Origin of the sequence: Klebsiella sp. HMSC16A12, from assembly GCF_001808265.1 — a bacterium.
Classification (GTDB): Bacteria; Pseudomonadota; Gammaproteobacteria; order Enterobacterales; family Enterobacteriaceae; genus Klebsiella; species Klebsiella pneumoniae.
Genome location: NZ_KV792620.1, coordinates 15702 through 34045, shown reverse-complemented (window position 1 = coordinate 34045; position 18344 = coordinate 15702). Strand labels below are relative to the sequence as shown.

Genomic DNA, 18344 nt, shown 5'->3' with positions numbered 1-18344 from the left:
CCCTACCACTACGGCTCGGACCGTAGGTCAGGTAAGCGAAGCGCCACCTGACAAATAAGTTTTCACCGCTGTAGAGGATGATCCCCATGGATGCCGTTAAAAAGAGACACTGGTGGCAAAGCCCGCAACTCACATGGTCTGTGATTGGCTTACTGTGCCTGCTGGTGGGTTACCTTGTTGTTTTGATGTACGCCCAGGGGGAGTACCTGTTCGCCATCATGACGCTGATTTTAAGCTCAGTTGGCCTGTATATTTTCGCTAATCGCAAGGCTTATGCCTGGCGCTATGTTTATCCCGGCCTCGCCGGCATGGGCCTGTTTGTCCTGTTTCCACTGATCTGCACTATCGCTATCGCGTTTACCAACTACAGCAGCACCAACCAGCTGACCTTTGAGCGTGCGCAGCAGGTGCTGATGGATCGTTCCTTCCAGGCCGGCAAAGCCTACAATTTCACGTTGATCCCGGCGGGTGACGAGTGGAAGCTGGCGCTGACCGACGGCGAAAGCGGTAAAAACTACCTTTCTGACGCCTTTAAATTTGGCGGCGAGCAGAAGCTGGCGTTAAAAGAAACCGACGCCCTGCCGGAAGGCGAGCGCGCCAACCTGCGCGTGATTACCCAGAATCGTACCGCGCTGAACCAGCTGACCGCTGTGCTGCCGGATGACAGCAAAGTCATCATGAGCTCCCTGCGCCAGTTCTCCGGTACCCAGCCTCTGTATACCCTCGGCGAAGACGGGGTACTGACCAACAATCAGACCCACGTTAAATACCGCCCGAACAACGACGTCGGCTTCTACCAGTCAATTAACGCCGACGGCAGCTGGGGCAATGAGAAGCTGAGCCCGGGCTACACTGTGACTATCGGCTGGGACAACTTTACCCGCGTCTTCCACGATGAAGGCATTCAGAAACCGTTCTTCGCGATCTTCGTCTGGACGGTGGTGTTCTCGGTGCTGACCGTGGTGCTGACCGTCGCGGTGGGGATGATCCTCGCCTGCCTGGTGCAGTGGGAAGCGCTGAAAGGCAAAGCGATTTATCGCGTCCTGCTGATTCTGCCGTACGCCGTACCGTCGTTTATTTCGATTCTGATTTTCAAAGGGCTGTTCAACCAGAGCTTTGGTGAAATCAACATGATGCTCAGCACGCTGTTCGGCATTAAGCCGGCCTGGTTTAGCGACCCGACCACCGCGCGCACCATGATCATCATCGTCAACACCTGGCTGGGCTACCCGTACATGATGATCCTGTGCATGGGGCTGCTGAAGGCGATTCCGGACGATCTGTACGAAGCGTCGGCAATGGATGGCGCCGGCCCGTTCCAGAACTTCTTTAAAATTACCTTCCCGCTGCTGATTAAGCCGCTAACGCCGCTGATGATCGCCAGCTTCGCCTTTAACTTTAACAACTTCGTCCTGATTCAATTGTTGACCAACGGCGGTCCGGACCGTCTCGGCACCACCACCCCGGCCGGTTATACCGACCTGCTGGTGAGCTACACCTATCGCATCGCCTTTGAAGGCGGCGGCGGTCAGGACTTCGGCCTGGCGGCGGCTATCGCAACGCTAATCTTCCTGCTGGTTGGCGCGTTAGCGATTGTGAATCTGAAAGCCACGCGCATGAAGTTTGATTAAGGGAGATAACGATAATGGCTATGGTCCAACCCAAATCGCAGAAGCTACGTTTATTTACCACGCATCTCCTGCTACTGATTTTTATCGCCGCGATTATGTTTCCGCTGCTGATGGTTATCGCCATCTCGCTGCGCGAAGGCAACTTCGCCACCGGCAGCCTGATCCCGGATACCATCTCCTGGGAGCACTGGCGTCTGGCGTTAGGCTTCAGCGTCGAACACGCCGATGGCCGCGTCACGCCGCCGCCGTTCCCGGTCCTGCTGTGGCTGTGGAACTCGATTAAGGTCGCCGGGATCACCGCGATCGGTATCGTCGCTCTCTCCACCACCTGCGCCTACGCTTTCGCCCGTATGCGCTTCCCGGGGAAAGCGACCCTGCTGAAAGGGATGCTGATTTTCCAGATGTTCCCGGCGGTGCTGTCGCTGGTTGCCCTGTACGCGTTGTTTGACCGCCTGGGCCAGTACATCCCGTTCGTCGGCCTCAACACCCACGGCGGCGTCATCTTTGCCTACATGGGCGGTATCGCGCTGCACGTCTGGACGATTAAAGGCTACTTCGAAACCATCGATGGCTCGCTGGAAGAAGCGGCGGCGCTGGATGGCGCGACCCCATGGCAGGCTTTCCGTCTGGTGCTGCTGCCGCTGTCGGTGCCGATTCTGGCAGTCGTGTTTATTCTGTCGTTCATCGCGGCCATCACCGAAGTGCCGGTCGCCTCGCTGCTGCTGCGCGATGTGAACAGCTATACCCTGGCGGTAGGTATGCAACAGTATCTCAACCCGCAGAACTATCTGTGGGGCGACTTTGCCGCCGCGGCGGTGCTCTCCGCCATTCCGATCACGGTTGTCTTCCTGCTGGCGCAGCGCTGGCTGGTTAATGGCCTGACGGCGGGTGGAGTGAAAGGTTAATTTTTTTTGTAACTCCGGCCCCAAATTTCAGAGGAGGGCCGACGGTCTAGCCGCAATACACGACCCCAACCGGGTATTGTCGCCGTCGCCCTCAGCTGAAAAAGTAAGGTCAATGCCACTGCTATCCTCAACTGGACCCTACATAAATTCTATTTGTGACTGTTGGTCAGCGGCCCTGGAGGCCGCTTTTTTTTATTCGCGTTTCAGGCGATTGGAGTTACACAGCCAGAGCGTAATCACCAGGATCAGGATCGCCGCGGAGTAAATGAGCACCGCCAGCGGCGACTCATGATCGACGATAATAAGCCGCACAATTGCGGTAATACCGATATAGACGAAATAGCGCAGTGGAAAGTGAAAACCGGATTCAAAATATTTAACAATCAGCGCGATAAACTCAAAGTAGAGAAAATAGACCACCAGCCCTTCGACCAGCTTGTACTTACTCACCGGCTCCGGCGTAAACAGTACGTGCGCCAGATGCAGGGTCTCCTTTCCCAGGAACACCACCAGAATAATTCCCAGGCACAGCAGTGCCAGATTCAGCACGGCCTGCATGGCCTTCGCAACGAAATTAACCAGCGGACGATATACCGACGGCATAGTGACACCTCAAATGCATGAACGTTGTCGATCTGTATAGCGCAAAAGTGTGATCCAGATCTACCTATGATTCCTTCGTCTTACGCTATCTCCGGGCTATTGATTCGAAAAGTACGAACAAGAGAAAATTGTCCTTCCAGCAACGCTGTGAGCAGATTAACAAAATCATCCATTACGCTTAGAACGAATCAACCCAACTAACTGAAATATAAAAAGTTTACTTTTTGAAACAGGTGTATCTTAAAACCTCCCGTAAGATAAAATTTTTCTCCAAACCACAGTCTTTTTATGGTTATTAGGGTAAGTTTTTTCTTATCTTTTGTCTTAGCATTATCGCAGCTGAATAAAATTTAATTTTGGACATTAAATCATTATGAACACCGATAACGCTTCCCTGTACGTAAAATGGCTCAAACAAGAGGTCGCCCCGGCTTTAGGTTGTACTGAACCCGTCGCTATTTCCTTCGCGGCCGCCTACGCCGCACAATATCTGGATCAGCCTTGCACTAAAATTAGCGGTTTTATTTCCGCCAATCTTTATAAAAACGCGATGGGCGTCACCATACCCGGCACCACCGTTTGCGGTGTACCGCTGGCAGCCGCAATTGGCGCATTTGGCGGCGACCCGCAAAAGGGATTAAAAACGCTGGAAGATATCACTCCGCGACACGTTGAAATGGCGCAGAAGCTGATCGCCAATAACGCCGTTGATATTGCCGTCGAAGAGACCCCGGATTTTATCCATCTCGATTTAACCCTCTCTGCTGGCGAGAATTGCTGTCGTGTCGTGGTCAAAGGAACCCACACCAACGTGGTCGAACTTTATATTAATGGCCAGCCGCAGCCATTAAGCGAAAAACAGAATACGCACACCCAGCGCGAAACGCTGCCCACTTTCTCGCTACAACAGGCTTACGAATTTATTAATCGCGTCGACTTTAATGATATTCGCTTTATTCTCGACGCCGCGCGCTTAAACTCCGCGCTGGCGGCAGAAGGCAAAACAAAAAAATATGGCCTGAACATTAACGGTACCTTTTCTGACGCAGTGAAAAACGGCCTGATGAGCAACGATCTGTTAAGCAAGGTGATCATCAACACCGTCGCCGCTTCAGATGCCCGCATGGGCGGCGCGCCGGTGGTAGCGATGTCAAACTTCGGCTCAGGCAATCAGGGCATTACAGCAACCATGCCGGTAGTGGTGGTTGCAGAGCATCTTGGCGTCGATGAAGAGACCCTGGCTCGCGCTTTGTCTCTCTCTCATCTCACTGCCATCTCAATTCATTCTCGTTATACGCGCTTATCTGCGCTATGCGCAGCCTCAACCGCCGCTATGGGCGCCGCCGCCGGTATGGCCTGGCTGTTTACCCGCGATATCAACACCATTAATACCGCAATTATTAATATGGTCAGCGATATTACCGGCATGATTTGTGATGGCGCTTCCAACAGCTGCGCGATGAAAGTCTCGTCAGTGGTATCCAGCGCCTTTAAGGCGGTACTAATGGCCATGCAAAATAGCTGCGCTGGCGCCAATGACGGTATTGTCTGCGCCGATGTCGAGCAGACTATTAATAACCTGTGCCGTCTGGTGATTAAACCAATGACTCTCACCGATAAAGAAATTATCAGCATTATGGTCGCTAAATAATACCATTTCACGGGCCTGAAAGAGCAGGTCCCGATTAACGTACTCTACCCACACTATTATTTATAAATTAGCAGGTATAGCAGATGAATAAAAAAGTCATCTTCCGCGGCGCCAGCGCTATTATGCCCCTATGCATCGGCGACTTTCCATTTTCATTTATTGTCGGCGCATTAAGCGTTAGCGCGGGCATGAGCGTCTGGCAGAGTACGGCGTGGTCGGCGATCGTCATTGCCGGCTCGGCGCAAATGCTGGCACTGAATATGTTAAAAACCGGCGGCACGCTCGGCGTGATTATTTTCACCACATTAATTATCAATCTTCGCCACGTGCTGTATAGCGCCTCTATTTTCGGCAGCGTGCGTGAAGCTTCATTCTTTAAAAAATGCTTTATGTCCTATGCGCTCACCGACGAGGTGTATGCCACCACCGTCAAAGAGATGGAAGGAAATAAAAAGGAAAAATATCTGTTTTATGGTTCGGCGATGATTACCTTCTGGGCGATTTGGGTGCTGGCTGATTTTCTTGGCGCGCTGGTCGGCGCCTCGTTTCCCCACATTGAGAAATACGGTCTCGATTTCGCCATGGTCGCCGCCTTTATCGCCATCGTGGTGCCGCAAATTAAAAGCCAGGCCTGCACCGTCGCCGCGGTTGTAGCCGCCGTTTCCGGCGTGCTGTTAGTGGTCCTACCCTATTCGCTGGGTATCGTCGTCGCCTCAGTGCTTGGCGTCCTCGCCGGCCTGTGCGTCGACCTGGCGGAAGAGCGCAAGCAGATGGCAAAAACCGAATCCGATATGCCGTTAGTGGAGGCGATGGAAAATGAGTAATAGCTATTTTATCGCCCTGACGCTGGGCATGGCCGCGGTGACTTTTCTCATCCGTTTCTCGTTTATCGGCCTGGCCGGCAAGATCCAGATGTCCGAGCGGGTGACCAAAACGCTACGCTTCGTGCCGGTCACTGTTCTGCCGGCCATCATCACCATTCAGATCCTGAGCGTGAATTCCAGCATGGAGTTCGACTTAAAAAATCCGAAGGTGATCGCCGCCATCATCTGCACGCTCGCCAGCTTCCGTTTAGGTCTGGTGTGGGTGGTAGTGAGCGGCGTCGGCTCGCTGGTGTTGTTAAATTATTTTATGTAACCGTTTGAAGGATAAACCGTATGATTATTACCACCGCTGACGCGCCTGCCGCTATCGGCCCGTACGTGCAGGGCGTCAATCTCGGCGCGATGACCATCACCTCCGGTCAGCTGCCGATTAATCCGCTGGACGGCACCATGCCAGGCGATATCGCCGAACAGGCGCGGCAATCACTGGAGAACGTGAAAGCCATCGTCGAAGCCGCCGGACTCACGGTCGGGCAGATCGTTAAAACTACGGTGTTTGTCAAAGACCTGGCGGATTTTGCCGCCATCAATGCCGCCTACGAGGCCTTCTTTATCGAACACCAGGCGGCCTTTCCGGCGCGCTCCTGTGTGGAGGTGGCAAGGTTACCGAAAGATGCCGGCGTCGAAATCGAAGCGATCGCTTTCGCCCGCTAACCCCCAGGCTGGAGGGAGCGCCTCCAGCCTTCTCCCACCGATTTTTGTCGTTCCACATTGTTCACTTTACAGGCAATATAGCCGCAGAACGACGCGAGGAACGCAGCATGTTAACTATTCGACAGGCATGTCCCGAGGACGCGCCCCAGCTTAGCGCGATGGGCTATGCCAGCTATCATCACCACTTTGCTCATCTCTGGCGCGATGCCGATGAACTGGCGTTATTTCTTAAGCAAGAATATGCCGAAGATGCGCTACGTCGGAGTCTTGCGGATGCGACCCAACACTGGCTCATCGCCGAAGCCCCCTCTCCTGTTGGTTTCGCTAAATATAGCTATCAGCAGCGAATGGCTGACGACGGCAAGATTGGTACGCTGCTGCATAAGCTCTACCTGATGCCGGGGAAGACTGGCCACCGCTACGGCGAGCATATTTTTCACGCCGTCGAGACGCGAGCAAAAACGGCCGGTGAAAGTTGGCTGTGGCTGGAAGTACTCGCCGCGAATCCCGCCGCGCGCCGTTTTTACGAACGCCAGGGGATGCAGCACATCAGAGACACGATTTTCCACTCCGCCAGCCAGCAAAGCACCTTACATATTCTGGCCAAACCGATTTGAGAGGAACTATGCCTGAGCTTCGTGATACCGGCGTACGTAACGTCGTTTGTGGGGAAAATGTCGTTATTTACCAGCCCGCCAACCTCTATGATTGCCAGCTCGGCGATAACGTCTTCGTCGGGCCGTTCGTTGAGATCCAGGGGAATACCCGCATCGGCGCGAACAGTAAAATTCAGTCCCATACCTTTATCTGCGAGTACGTCACCATCGGCCAGCGCTGCTTTATCGGTCACGGCGTGATGTTTGCCAACGACCTGTTTCGCGAGGGTAAACCAAACGCCGACCGCGCCAGCTGGGGGCGGATCGAGATTGGCGATGACGTGTCGATCGGCAGCGGCGCCACGATTCTGGCCGTCAGCATCTGCGATGGGGTGGTGATAGGCGCGGGCAGCGTGGTAACGAAGTCCATTACCGAGAAAGGCGTGTGGGCGGGGAATCCGGCGAGGCTGCTGCGGCGGCTATAAATAAAAATGCCGACCAAAGGGTCGGCATTCCGTCTTAGCTGCGCAAGCGTTATGCGCGCCAGGCTTTATAACGGTTAATCAGGCCGTTAGTAGAGCTGTCGTGGCTGCTAACTTCGCTGCCGTCTTTCAGCTCCGGCAGGATGCGGTTAGCCAGCTGTTTGCCCAGCTCAACGCCCCACTGGTCAAAGGTGAAGATGTTGAGGATCGCGCCCTGGGTGAAGATTTTGTGCTCGTACAGGGCAATCAGCGCCCCGAGGCTGAACGGGGTGATCTCACGCAGCAGGATGGAGTTAGTCGGGCGGTTACCTTCGAACACTTTGAACGGCACCACGTGCTCCAGGGTCGCCGGGTCTTTACCCTGATCGCGATATTCCTGCTCAACCACTTCGCGGGATTTACCAAAGGCCAGGGCCTCGGTCTGGGCGAAGAAGTTAGACAGCAGTTTCTGATGGTGGTCAGACAGCGGGTTGTGGGTGATAGCCGGAGCGATGAAATCGCACGGTACCATTTTGGTGCCCTGGTGGATCAGCTGGTAGAACGCGTGCTGACCGTTGGTGCCCGGCTCACCCCAGATGATTGGGCCAGTCTGGTAGTCTACCGCGTGGCCGTTACGGTCAACATACTTACCGTTGGACTCCATGTTGCCCTGCTGGAAGTAAGCGGCAAAGCGGTGCATGTACTGGTCGTACGGCAGAATCGCTTCGGTTTCCGCACCGAAGAAGTTGTTGTACCAGATGCCGATCAGCGCCAGCAGCACCGGCAGGTTTTTCTCCGCCGGAGTGGTGGAGAAGTGCTTATCCATCGCATGCGCGCCGGACAGCAGCTCAACGAAGTTGTCGAAGCCCACGGAGAGAATGATGGACAGACCAATCGCCGACCACAGGGAGTAACGGCCGCCAACCCAGTCCCAGAATTCGAACATGTTGGCGGTGTCGATGCCGAACTCGCCAACCGCTTTCGCGTTGGTGGAAAGCGCGGCGAAGTGTTTCGCCACGTGCTTGTCGTCGCCCGCGGTTGCCAGGAACCAGTCGCGCGCGCTGTGGGCGTTAGTCATGGTTTCCTGGGTAGTGAAAGTCTTGGACGCCACCAGGAACAGAGTCGTTTCCGGATTCACGTTCTTCAGCACTTCGGCGATATGGGTGCCATCGACGTTAGAGACAAAGTGCATGTTGAGGTGGTTTTTATACGGACGCAGCGCCTCGGTCACCATGAAAGGACCGAGGTCGGAGCCGCCGATACCGATGTTAACCACGTCGGTGATCGGTTTGCCGGTGTAGCCTTTCCAGCTACCGGAGATAATCGCTTCGGAGAAGGTTTTCATCTTCTCCAGCACAGCGTTCACTTCCGGCATCACATCTTTGCCATCAACCACAATCGGCGTATTGCTGCGGTTACGCAGCGCGACGTGCAGTACCGCGCGGTCTTCGGTGCGGTTGATCTTCTCACCTGAGAACATCGACTTGATAGCGCCCGCCAGGTCAGTCTCTTTCGCCAGATCCTGCAGTTTAGCCAGCGTCTCTTCAGTGATGCGGTTTTTGGAGAAGTCCACCAGCATCAGATCGTCGAACGTCGCGGAAAATTTAGAAAAGCGGTCGCTATCTTTGGCGAAAAGCTCGCTGATAGTGATATCTTTCATTTCGTCGAAGTGTTTCTGTAATGCCTGCCAGGCAGAGGTCTGCGTTGGGTTGATGTTTTTCATTAGCAATACTCTTCTGATTTGAGATTGTGACTTCGGTCGATTGTAGCGCCGGTGACAGAAAATTGTGATGATTTTTGTGACTTGACCCTGACGCCGGTCAGGAATCGGGTCAAAACGGAGTAAAAAGCCCCATTAGTATAGCTATCATAAGGCTTTTTTCTGTTAGCAGCAGAGGCATGAAAAATCCGCATAACCGCAGCGTTGACATAGCTGGCGTTAAGCCTTTATATATCCGCAGTGCTTACGTATTGGTAGGTATCTATTGCTCGCGCATTTCACGCTACAGCGAAAGGGTATTCGCGGGGGATATAATGTCCCTGTTCCCCCGGCCAGGTGAAAGACGTCAGTAATTGCCAGAAGAGGTGCGTTGCCCAGGTAACCGTATTGGAGGAACCAGTCCGGGGAAGATACGTGAGGGGGAGCAACGCCGAGGTGAAAGAGCGTCTGGTCACGCTCCTCGCCGGCCACAGGGGCTGAATCCCCTGGGTTGTCACCAGAAACGTTCGCAGTCGGGCGTTTCATACCCGAACACCTCAGCGCCCAAAGCGGTGAGTCGGGTCTACAAGGTGGAGCACTTCTGGGTGACATCGTAGTTGTTTATCACTCTGCGCCACCCTGTTTATCGCTCTTCCCTTGTGCCATGGCTGAATAATTTGGCCTGGCTTATTAAGACATTTTGTTGCGATCCGGCGGCGTCCAGCCCCTGCCAGGATCGGTGCTCAGGAATCGTTTTAATAAGTCAGGCCCCCTGACACGAGGTTGTTATGACAGATCTAGTCGTCGCCAAATTTGGCGGCACCAGCGTTGCTGATTTTGACGCAATGAACCGCAGCATCGATGTGGCGCTGCTCGATGCCAATACCCGTATTGTTGTGCTCTCCGCCTCTGCCGGCGTGACCAACATTCTGGTGGCCTTAGCGGGAGGGCTGGAACCCACCGAACGTTTTTCCCAGCTGGACGCTCTGCGTCAGATCCAGTTCAATATTCTGGAGCGTTTGCGTTATCCCAACGTGATCCGCGAAGAGATTGAGCGCTTGCTGGAAAATATCACGACGCTGGCGGAAGCCGCCGCGCTCGCCTCCTCAACCGCCCTGACCGACGAACTGGTCAGCCATGGCGAACTGATGTCCACCCTGCTGTTTGTGGAAATTCTGCGTGAACGCGGTATTCAGGCGCAGTGGTTTGACGCCCGTAAAGTGCTGCGCACTAACGATCGCTTTGGCCGCGCCGAACCGGACATCGCCGCCGTCGCCGAACTGACCCAGCAGCAGCTGGCGCCGCGCCTGGCGGAAGGCCTGGTGGTGACCCAGGGCTTTATCGGCAGCGAAGCGAAAGGCCGCACCACCACCCTCGGCCGCGGCGGCAGCGATTATACCGCCGCTCTGCTCGGCGAAGCGCTGAATGCCACCCGCGTCGATATCTGGACCGATGTCCCGGGGATCTATACTACCGACCCGCGCGTCGCGCCGGCGGCGAAACGCATCGACGTCATCGCCTTTGAAGAGGCAGCGGAAATGGCCACCTTTGGCGCCAAAGTGCTGCATCCGGCGACCCTGCTGCCTGCCGTGCGCAGCGATATCCCGGTGTTTGTCGGCTCCAGTAAAGAGCCTAAAGCGGGCGGTACGCTGGTGTGTAAAACCACCGAGAACCCGCCGCTGTTCCGCGCGCTGGCGCTGCGTCGCCGGCAAACGCTGCTGACGCTGCACAGCCTGAATATGCTGCACTCCCGCGGCTTCCTCGCCGAAGTGTTCGGTATTCTGGCGCGCCATAACATCTCAGTTGATTTGATCACCACCTCCGAAGTGAGCGTGGCCCTGACCATGGACACCACCGGCTCGACCTCTGCGGGCGATACCCTGCTGACCCAGGCGCTGCTGACCGAGCTCTCTTCGCTGTGCCGCGTGGAAGTGGAAGAAAATCTGGCGCTGGTCGCCCTGATTGGCAATGAGCTGTCGAAAGCCTGCGGCGTCGGCAAAGAGGTCTTTGGCGTCCTCGAGCCGTTTAACATCCGCATGATCTGCTATGGCGCCTCCAGCCACAACCTGTGCTTCCTGGTGCCGGGCGACGATGCGGAGAAGGTTGTGCAGAAGCTGCATCATAATTTGTTTGAATAAAATTCCTTAGCACGATAAACAATACCTATAGCCGGGCTCGAACCCGGCTTTTTTATAACAATATCAACACAACCAGCTGACCTGCTCGCCGCCCATCGGGATGGCGCGGCCCGGTTCGCGTATCGCAAGGAACACAACATGCTCGCAACTCTGACGCGGCTGTTCCCGTTATGGGCACTGCTGCTCTCCGTTCTGGCCTATTACACTCCCACCACCTTCACCCCAATTGGCCCATGGGTCACCACCCTGCTGATGCTGATCATGTTCGGTATGGGCGTGCATCTGAAGCTGGAGGATTTCAAACGCGTCCTGTCGCGCCCGGCGCCGGTCGCTGCGGGGATCTTTCTCCATTATCTGGTGATGCCGCTCGCCGCCTGGCTGCTGGCGCTGCTGTTTCATATGCCGCCGGAGCTTTCCGCCGGGATGGTGCTGGTCGGCAGCGTCGCCAGCGGGACCGCCTCCAACGTGATGATCTTTCTTGCCAAAGGGGATGTGGCGCTGTCGGTGACCATCTCCTCGGTCTCCACCCTCGTCGGCGTCGTGGCGACACCGCTGCTCACCCGTCTGTACGTCGACGCGCATATTCAGGTCGACGTCATGGGCATGTTGCTCAGCATTCTGCAGATTGTGGTCATTCCCATCGCGCTGGGACTGATTGTCCATCATCTGCTGCCGAAGGTGGTGAAAGCGGTAGAGCCGTTCCTGCCCGCCTTCTCGATGGTGTGCATTCTGGCGATCATCAGCGCGGTGGTGGCGGGTTCCGCCGCCCATATCGCCTCCGTCGGCCTGGTGGTGATTATCGCGGTGATCCTGCATAACACTATTGGTCTGCTTGGCGGGTACTGGGGCGGACGTCTGTTTGGTTTTGATGAATCCACCTGCCGTACGCTGGCGATCGAGGTGGGGATGCAGAACTCCGGCCTGGCGGCCGCGCTGGGTAAAATTTACTTCGGCCCGCTGGCGGCGCTGCCGGGCGCGCTGTTCTCCGTCTGGCATAACCTGTCCGGTTCGCTGCTGGCCGGGTACTGGTCAGGAAAGCCCATCGCCAAAAAAGCCGACAAGCGCTGAGTTTGATACGTCCGGGCGCAGGCCCGGGCGTGTGCCTGCTTTAGTTGCCATACAGGCTATCAGTAAAATATTCATTGCCGTACACTGGGTGCTCTGGTCTGACTGAGGGCACCACCATGGCACTCCCCCGTATTACACAAAAAGAGATGACCGAGCGCGAACAGCGCGAATTGAAAACGCTGCTTGACCGCGCGCGTATTGCGCATGGCCGCCCGCTGAGCAATGCGGAAACGAACAGCGTGAAAAAGGAATATATCGATAAGCTGATGGCGCAGCGTGAAGCGGAAGCGAAGAAAGCCCGCCAGGTGAGAAAACAGCAGGCTTATAAAACGGATAAGGAAGCGACCTTTTCCTGGTCGGCGAATACGCCGACCCGCGGCAGGCGTTAACGCCCTTTCTTTTTACGTCCCGGCTGGGTGAAACGTTTCCCGTTGCCAGCCGGGCGGCCCTTATCGTTGCTATTTTCCATCTTCACCACCGGGCGCTTGATGCCGGGAGTCGCCGCTTTGGCCTTCGGCCTGGCTTTCGGCTTCGCTTCGGAAGAGGAGTTTTCAATCAGCTTGAACAGGTCGATCAGCTCGTCATCGGTTAGATCACGCCATTCACCCAAGGGGATCCCCGTCAGGCTCACGTTCATGATCCGCGTACGCTCAAGCTTCGTCACTTCATAGCCAAAGTGCTCGCACATACGACGGATCTGGCGATTCAGCCCCTGCACCAGAGTGATGCGGAAAACGAACGGCGCTTCTTTCTTTACCTTACATTTTTTGGTCACGGTCCCGAGAATCGGTACCCCCGCGCCCATGCCGCGAATGAACTCATCGGTCACCGGCTTATCGACCGTGACCAGATACTCTTTTTCATGGTCGTTGCCGGCGCGCAGGATCTTGTTCACCAGATCGCCATGGTTGGTGAGGAAGATCAGCCCCTGGGAGTCTTTATCCAGACGGCCGATAGGAAAGATACGCTTGCTGTGGTTGACGAAATCGACAATGTTGTCGCGCTCGCCGTCTTCGGTGGTGCTCACAATGCCGACCGGCTTATTCAGCGCAATCAGTACCAGATCATCCGCTTCGCGCGGCTCAATCAACCGTCCGTTCACTTTGACTAAATCGCCAGGCTTCACCTGATCGCCAATAGTGGCGCGCTTGCCATTGATAAAGACGTTGCCTTGTTCAATAAAGCGGTCCGCTTCGCGACGCGAGCAGATGCCGCTTTCGCTGATGTATTTATTTAATCGGGTTGATGAGTCGGGCAGCATAGATTCTCCTGTAAAAGCGAAATATACCCTACCTTGTGGGCGAGAAAAAAGATGTGCCTTTGCGCCCTCCGGCGCAAGGTGTGATCGACTACGCCTTTTTTCACAAAAGTGTCCCGCTCAACGCCTGGCAACTTTGCATGATGAAATATCACAGAATCAGCGATTTAGCGTGCAATGCACAAAGGTGCCAACAACCCGCTATTGATAACGCAAATGTGCAAGATTATTCGCCAGATTAGGGTGATGAAATAAAAGAAAATCGCTTCAAACGGCGGCTCTAATAGGGTTATATCAGATCAACAGCACAAACCCGCGATTTGCACAAATGTGCAGGAGCCAGCAGATGACTATGGAAAACAGCGATGATATCCGGTTGATTGTCAAAATCGCCCAGCTCTATTACGAGCAGGATATGACCCAGGCGCAAATCGCTCGCGAGCTGGGGATCTATCGCACCACCATCAGTCGCCTGCTGAAGCGCGGCCGCGAGCAGGGCATTGTCACCATCGCCATCAACTATGACTACAATGAAAACCTGTGGCTCGAGCAACAGCTCAAGCAAAAATTTGGTCTGAAAGAGGCGGTGGTTGCCAGTAGCGATGGGCTGCTGGAAGAAGAACAGCTGAGCGCGATGGGCCAGCATGGCGCCCTGCTTGTCGATCGGTTGCTGGAGCCAGGCGATATTATCGGTTTTTCATGGGGCCGCGCCGTGCGTTCGCTGGTGGAGAACCTGCCGCAGGCCAGCCACTCACGCCAGGTGATCTGCGTCCCCATCATCGGCGGGCCTTCCGGTAAACTGGAGAGCCGCTACCATGTGAACACGTTAACCTACGGTGCGGCAGCCAGGCTGAAAGCGGAATCCCACCTTGCCGATTTTCCAGCCCTGCTGGATAACCCGCTGATCCGCAACGGCATCATGCAGTCCCAGCACTTTAAAACCATCTCATCCTACTGGGACAGCCTGGATGTGGCGCTGGTGGGTATTGGTTCACCGGCCATTCGCGACGGCGCAAACTGGCACGCCTTCTACGGCAGCGAAGAGAGCGACGATCTCAACGCCCGCCACGTCGCCGGGGATATCTGTTCGCGTTTCTACGATATTAACGGCGGGTTAGTCGATACCAATATGAGCGAAAAAACCCTGTCGATCGAAATGGCGAAGCTGCGCCAGGCTCGCTATTCCATCGGCATCGCCATGGGGGAAGAGAAATACTCTGGCATTCTTGGCGCATTGCACGGACGCTATATTAATTGTCTGGTGACAAACAGAGAAACGGCTGAGTTATTACTGAAATAACACACAGGATATGATTTCACGCAGCACCCGCTGCGGGGGATCCCTTTATCTAAAGAAATGGGAGTGAATAATGAATACCTGGTTAAATTTAAAAGATAACGTCATTATCGTGACCGGCGGTGCCTCGGGAATTGGGCTGGCCATTGTCGATGAATTATTATCACAAGGTGCTCATGTCCAGATGATTGATATTCATGGCGGCGATCGTCATCACAATGGCGATAATTATCACTTCTGGCCGACGGATATTTCCAGCGCGACAGAGGTGCAACAGACTATCGATGCCATTATTCAGCGCTGGTCGCGTATTGATGGTTTGGTCAATAACGCTGGCGTGAATTTCCCGCGTTTATTAGTCGACGAAAAAGCACCGGCCGGCCGCTATGAATTAAACGAAGCCGCTTTTGAAAAAATGGTCAATATCAACCAGAAAGGGGTGTTTTTCATGTCGCAGGCGGTGGCGCGTCAAATGGTCAAACAGCGCGCCGGTGTGATTGTCAATGTCTCTTCGGAGAGCGGCCTGGAAGGCTCTGAAGGTCAAAGCTGCTACGCCGCGACCAAGGCCGCGCTCAACAGCTTTACCCGCTCCTGGTCCAAAGAATTGGGTAAATATGGGATCCGCGTGGTCGGCGTTGCGCCGGGGATCCTCGAAAAAACCGGTCTGCGGACACCGGAATATGAAGAGGCGCTGGCCTGGACGCGCAATATCACCGTCGAGCAACTTCGCGAGGGATATACCAAAAACGCCATTCCCATCGGGCGGGCAGGAAAGCTCTCGGAAGTGGCTGATTTTGTTTGCTATCTCTTGTCAGCGCGCGCCAGCTACATCACCGGAGTCACCACTAACATTGCCGGCGGAAAAACGCGCGGTTAAGGAGGCAGTATGGTTCACGCTATCTTCTGCGCCCACGGCCAGCTGGCCGGGGCCATGCTTGAATCGGTATGCATGGTCTACGGCGAGGTTAACGTCAGCGCCGTCGCGTTTGTCCCCGGCGAAAACGCGGCGGATATCGCCATTAACCTGGAAAAGTTAGTAAGCGCCCACACCGATGAGGAGTGGGTAATCGCGGTAGATTTGCAGTGCGGAAGCCCATGGAATGCCGCAGCCGGGCTGGCAATGCGTCACCCGCAGATCCGGGTGATTAGCGGCCTGTCGCTGCCGCTGGCGCTCGAGCTGGTGGATAACCAGCATACCCTGAGCGCCGATGACTTATGCCAGCATCTGCAGGCCATCGCCAGTCAGTGCTGTGTGGTCTGGCAGCAGCCAGAAACCGTTGAGGAGGAGTTCTGATGCAAATTACCCTCGCCCGTATTGATGACCGACTGATTCATGGCCAGGTCACCACCGTGTGGTCAAAAGTCGCCAACGCCCAGCGGATAATTATCTGCAATGACGATGTATTTAACGATGAGGTTCGCCGGACCCTGTTGCGCCAGGCGGCTCCGCCAGGCATGAAGGTAAACGTTGTCAGTCTGGAAAAAGCGGTTGCGGTCTATCATAACCCGCAATATCAGGACGAGACCGTCTTTTATTTATTTACCAATCCACACGATGTTTTAACGATGGTGCGCCAGGGCGTGCAGATCGCCACGTTAAATATTGGTGGCATGGCCTGGCGACCCGGTAAAAAACAGCTAACCAAAGCCGTTTCTTTGGATCCGCAGGATATTCAGGCATTCCGTGAACTCGATAAACTGGGCGTAAAACTCGATTTACGCGTGGTCGCATCAGATCCGTCAGTCAATATTCTCGACAAAATTAACGAAACAGCTTTCTGCGAATAAAAAATAGCGCCTGTTGTGATATGCCGTAGCAGGCAGGATGACGCACACCTTAAAGGTCATAAATTATGGAAATTAGTACCCTACAGATAATAGCCATATTTATTTTTTCCTGTATTGCCGGAATGGGCAGCGTGCTGGATGAATTTCAGACCCATCGGCCCCTTATCGCCTGTACCGTGATTGGCCTCATCCTGGGCGATTTAAAAACCGGGGTTATGCTCGGCGGTACGCTGGAGCTGATCGCCCTCGGCTGGATGAACGTGGGGGCAGCGCAGTCGCCAGATTCGGCGCTGGCCAGCATTATCTCCGCCATTCTGGTGATTGTGGGCCACCAGAGCATTGCCACCGGTATCGCCATTGCTCTGCCGGTGGCCGCCGCCGGGCAGGTGCTGACCGTTTTCGCCCGTACCATTACCGTGGTGTTCCAGCACGCCGCGGACAAAGCGGCCGAGGAGGCGCGCTTTCGCACCATCGACCTGCTGCATGTCTCCGCACTGGGGGTGCAGGCACTGCGCGTGGCAATCCCGGCGCTGGTGGTCTCGCTGTTCGTTAGCGCGGATATGGTCAGCAGTATGCTCAGCGCGATCCCGGAATTCGTCACTCGCGGTCTGCAGATTGCCGGCGGTTTTATTGTCGTCGTGGGCTACGCGATGGTGCTGCGAATGATGGGCGTGAAGTACCTGATGCCCTTCTTTTTCCTCGGTTTTCTCGCCGGGGGTTATCTCGACTTCAGCCTGCTGGCCTTCGGCGGCGTGGGCGTCATCATCGCGCTGATCTACATCCAGCTCAATCCACAGTGGCGTAAGGCTGAACCCGCCGCCTCCACTGCCCCCTCTGCCCCCGCCCTTGACCAGCTTGACGACTAATGGAGCCGAAAATGGAACAGAAAAAAATCACGCAAGGCGACCTGGTGAGCATGTTTCTCCGCTCCAACCTCCAGCAGGCCTCCTTTAACTTCGAACGTATTCATGGCCTGGGGTTTTGCTACGACATGATCCCGGCGATCAAACGCCTGTATCCGCTCAAAGCCGATCAGGTCGCGGCGCTGAAGCGTCATCTGGTGTTCTTTAATACCACGCCGGCGGTGTGTGGCCCGGTGATCGGCGTCACCGCCGCCATGGAGGAGGCCCGGGCTAACGGCGCGGCCATTGACGATGGCGCTATCAACGGCATCAAAGTGGGTCTGATGGGCCCGCTGGCCGGCGTCGGCGACCCGCTGGTCTGGGGCACGCTGCGGCCGATTACCGCGGCCCTTGGCGCCTCGCTGGCCCTCTCCGGCAATATTCTGGGGCCTTTGTTATTTTTCTTTATTTTCAATGCAGTGCGGCTGGCAATGAAGTGGTACGGCCTGCAGCTGGGCTTCCGTAAAGGGGTCAATATCGTCAGCGATATGGGCGGTAACCTGCTGCAGAAGCTGACCGAAGGCGCCTCCATTCTCGGCCTGTTTGTCATGGGGGTGCTGGTGACCAAATGGACCACCATCAATGTGCCGCTGGTGGTTTCCCAAACGCCCGGTGCAGACGGCGCCACCGTCACGATGACCGTCCAGAACATCCTCGATCAGCTCTGCCCCGGCCTGCTGGCGCTGGGCCTGACGCTACTGATGGTGCGTCTGCTGAACAAGAAAGTGAATCCGGTCTGGCTGATTTTCGCCCTTTTCGGCTTAGGCATTATCGGCAACGCCCTCGGCTTTCTGTCCTGATTATTCCGC

20 protein-coding genes and 1 riboswitch are annotated in these 18344 nt (G+C 55.3%); of the genes, 17 read left to right on the top strand and 3 right to left on the bottom strand.

Features of this window, described 5'->3' with window-relative positions:
• Positions 1-86: 86 nt before the first annotated feature.
• Together malF and malG are read left to right on the top strand one after the other, a co-directional pair.
• The gene (malF, locus tag HMPREF3140_RS15390; RefSeq protein ID WP_002884726.1) at positions 87-1631 is read left to right on the top strand and encodes a maltose ABC transporter permease MalF; all 1545 of its coding nucleotides are present in this window, start codon (positions 87-89) and stop codon (positions 1629-1631) included.
• Between the two features lie 14 nt (positions 1632-1645).
• Positions 1646-2536, top strand: coding sequence for a maltose ABC transporter permease MalG (gene malG, locus HMPREF3140_RS15385; RefSeq protein ID WP_002884725.1), 891 nt, complete (start codon positions 1646-1648; stop codon positions 2534-2536).
• A 192-nt stretch (positions 2537-2728) separates the two neighbouring features.
• Here the strand turns inward: malG and psiE are convergent, their stop codons facing one another.
• Positions 2729-3139 carry a phosphate-starvation-inducible protein PsiE gene (psiE, locus tag HMPREF3140_RS15380; RefSeq protein WP_002884721.1) on the bottom strand — a complete coding sequence of 137 codons (411 nt, stop codon included), beginning with the start codon at positions 3137-3139 and terminating at the stop codon, positions 2729-2731.
• Between the two features lie 373 nt (positions 3140-3512).
• On the opposite strand from psiE, the gene HMPREF3140_RS15375 reads away from it, so the two are divergent.
• From HMPREF3140_RS15375 to HMPREF3140_RS15350, 6 genes are all read left to right on the top strand, one after another.
• Complete coding sequence (locus HMPREF3140_RS15375) at positions 3513-4790, top strand: L-cysteine desulfidase family protein (RefSeq protein WP_009484994.1); 1278 nt, start codon at positions 3513-3515, stop codon at positions 4788-4790.
• 83 nt (positions 4791-4873) lie between these two features.
• Positions 4874-5614 (top strand): AzlC family ABC transporter permease, encoded by a 741-nt coding sequence (locus HMPREF3140_RS15370; protein WP_070553032.1) that lies wholly within the window; start codon positions 4874-4876, stop codon positions 5612-5614.
• Positions 5607-5927, top strand: coding sequence for an AzlD domain-containing protein (locus HMPREF3140_RS15365; protein WP_004177855.1), 321 nt, complete (start codon positions 5607-5609; stop codon positions 5925-5927). Before HMPREF3140_RS15370 ends, HMPREF3140_RS15365 begins: the two co-directional genes overlap by 8 nt.
• 20 nt (positions 5928-5947) lie before the next feature.
• Positions 5948-6328 carry a Rid family detoxifying hydrolase gene (locus tag HMPREF3140_RS15360; RefSeq protein ID WP_002884637.1) on the top strand — a complete coding sequence of 127 codons (381 nt, stop codon included), beginning with the start codon at positions 5948-5950 and terminating at the stop codon, positions 6326-6328.
• Positions 6329-6435: 107 nt separating this feature from the next.
• Positions 6436-6945, top strand: coding sequence for a GNAT family N-acetyltransferase (locus HMPREF3140_RS15355; RefSeq protein ID WP_004153543.1), 510 nt, complete (start codon positions 6436-6438; stop codon positions 6943-6945).
• A gap of 8 nt (positions 6946-6953) precedes the next feature.
• On the top strand, positions 6954-7409 hold the full coding sequence (locus tag HMPREF3140_RS15350) for an acyltransferase (protein ID WP_004177857.1): 456 nt from the start codon (positions 6954-6956) through the stop codon (positions 7407-7409).
• Positions 7410-7458: 49 nt separating this feature from the next.
• Here the strand turns inward: HMPREF3140_RS15350 and pgi are convergent, their stop codons facing one another.
• Positions 7459-9108: a glucose-6-phosphate isomerase gene (gene pgi, locus HMPREF3140_RS15345; protein ID WP_009484993.1), complete on the bottom strand. Its 1650-nt coding sequence runs from the start codon at positions 9106-9108 to the stop codon at positions 7459-7461.
• A gap of 349 nt (positions 9109-9457) precedes the next feature.
• Positions 9458-9693, top strand: a riboswitch (Lysine riboswitch).
• 179 nt (positions 9694-9872) lie between these two features.
• On the opposite strand from pgi, the gene lysC reads away from it, so the two are divergent.
• The 3 genes from lysC (at position 9873) to HMPREF3140_RS15330 (ending at position 12679) form a co-directional block, all read left to right on the top strand.
• Positions 9873-11222 (top strand): lysine-sensitive aspartokinase 3, encoded by a 1350-nt coding sequence (lysC, locus tag HMPREF3140_RS15340; RefSeq protein WP_004146591.1) that lies wholly within the window; start codon positions 9873-9875, stop codon positions 11220-11222.
• Between the two features lie 138 nt (positions 11223-11360).
• The gene (gene panS, locus HMPREF3140_RS15335; RefSeq protein WP_002884627.1) at positions 11361-12290 is read left to right on the top strand and encodes a ketopantoate/pantoate/pantothenate transporter PanS; all 930 of its coding nucleotides are present in this window, start codon (positions 11361-11363) and stop codon (positions 12288-12290) included.
• Positions 12291-12406: 116 nt separating this feature from the next.
• The gene (locus HMPREF3140_RS15330; RefSeq protein WP_002884625.1) at positions 12407-12679 is read left to right on the top strand and encodes a YjbD family protein; all 273 of its coding nucleotides are present in this window, start codon (positions 12407-12409) and stop codon (positions 12677-12679) included.
• On the opposite strand, the gene rluF is transcribed toward HMPREF3140_RS15330, so the two are convergent.
• Positions 12676-13551: a 23S rRNA pseudouridine(2604) synthase RluF gene (gene rluF, locus HMPREF3140_RS15325; RefSeq protein WP_002884619.1), complete on the bottom strand. Its 876-nt coding sequence runs from the start codon at positions 13549-13551 to the stop codon at positions 12676-12678. The two genes, HMPREF3140_RS15330 and rluF, sit on opposite strands and share 4 nt — an antisense overlap.
• 349 nt (positions 13552-13900) lie before the next feature.
• Here rluF and HMPREF3140_RS15320 point away from each other — a divergent pair, with 349 nt between their 5' ends.
• From HMPREF3140_RS15320 to HMPREF3140_RS15295, 6 genes are all read left to right on the top strand, one after another.
• Positions 13901-14848: a sugar-binding transcriptional regulator gene (locus HMPREF3140_RS15320; protein ID WP_087674006.1), complete on the top strand. Its 948-nt coding sequence runs from the start codon at positions 13901-13903 to the stop codon at positions 14846-14848.
• A 70-nt stretch (positions 14849-14918) separates the two neighbouring features.
• A complete protein-coding gene (locus HMPREF3140_RS15315) occupies positions 14919-15722 on the top strand; it encodes an SDR family oxidoreductase (protein ID WP_002884614.1) in 804 nt (267 codons plus the stop codon).
• A 9-nt stretch (positions 15723-15731) separates the two neighbouring features.
• Positions 15732-16139: a mannose/fructose/sorbose PTS transporter subunit IIA gene (locus tag HMPREF3140_RS15310; RefSeq protein ID WP_032412757.1), complete on the top strand. Its 408-nt coding sequence runs from the start codon at positions 15732-15734 to the stop codon at positions 16137-16139.
• The gene (locus HMPREF3140_RS15305) at positions 16139-16633 is read left to right on the top strand and encodes a mannose/fructose/sorbose PTS transporter subunit IIB (RefSeq protein WP_004151751.1); all 495 of its coding nucleotides are present in this window, start codon (positions 16139-16141) and stop codon (positions 16631-16633) included. The genes HMPREF3140_RS15310 and HMPREF3140_RS15305 overlap by 1 nt, the downstream gene beginning before the upstream one ends.
• A 65-nt stretch (positions 16634-16698) precedes the next feature.
• A complete protein-coding gene (locus tag HMPREF3140_RS15300) occupies positions 16699-17499 on the top strand; it encodes a PTS mannose/fructose/sorbose transporter subunit IIC (RefSeq protein ID WP_002884608.1) in 801 nt (266 codons plus the stop codon).
• 11 nt (positions 17500-17510) lie between these two features.
• Positions 17511-18335 carry a PTS system mannose/fructose/sorbose family transporter subunit IID gene (locus tag HMPREF3140_RS15295; protein ID WP_002884590.1) on the top strand — a complete coding sequence of 275 codons (825 nt, stop codon included), beginning with the start codon at positions 17511-17513 and terminating at the stop codon, positions 18333-18335.
• Positions 18336-18344: the final 9 nt, after the last annotated feature.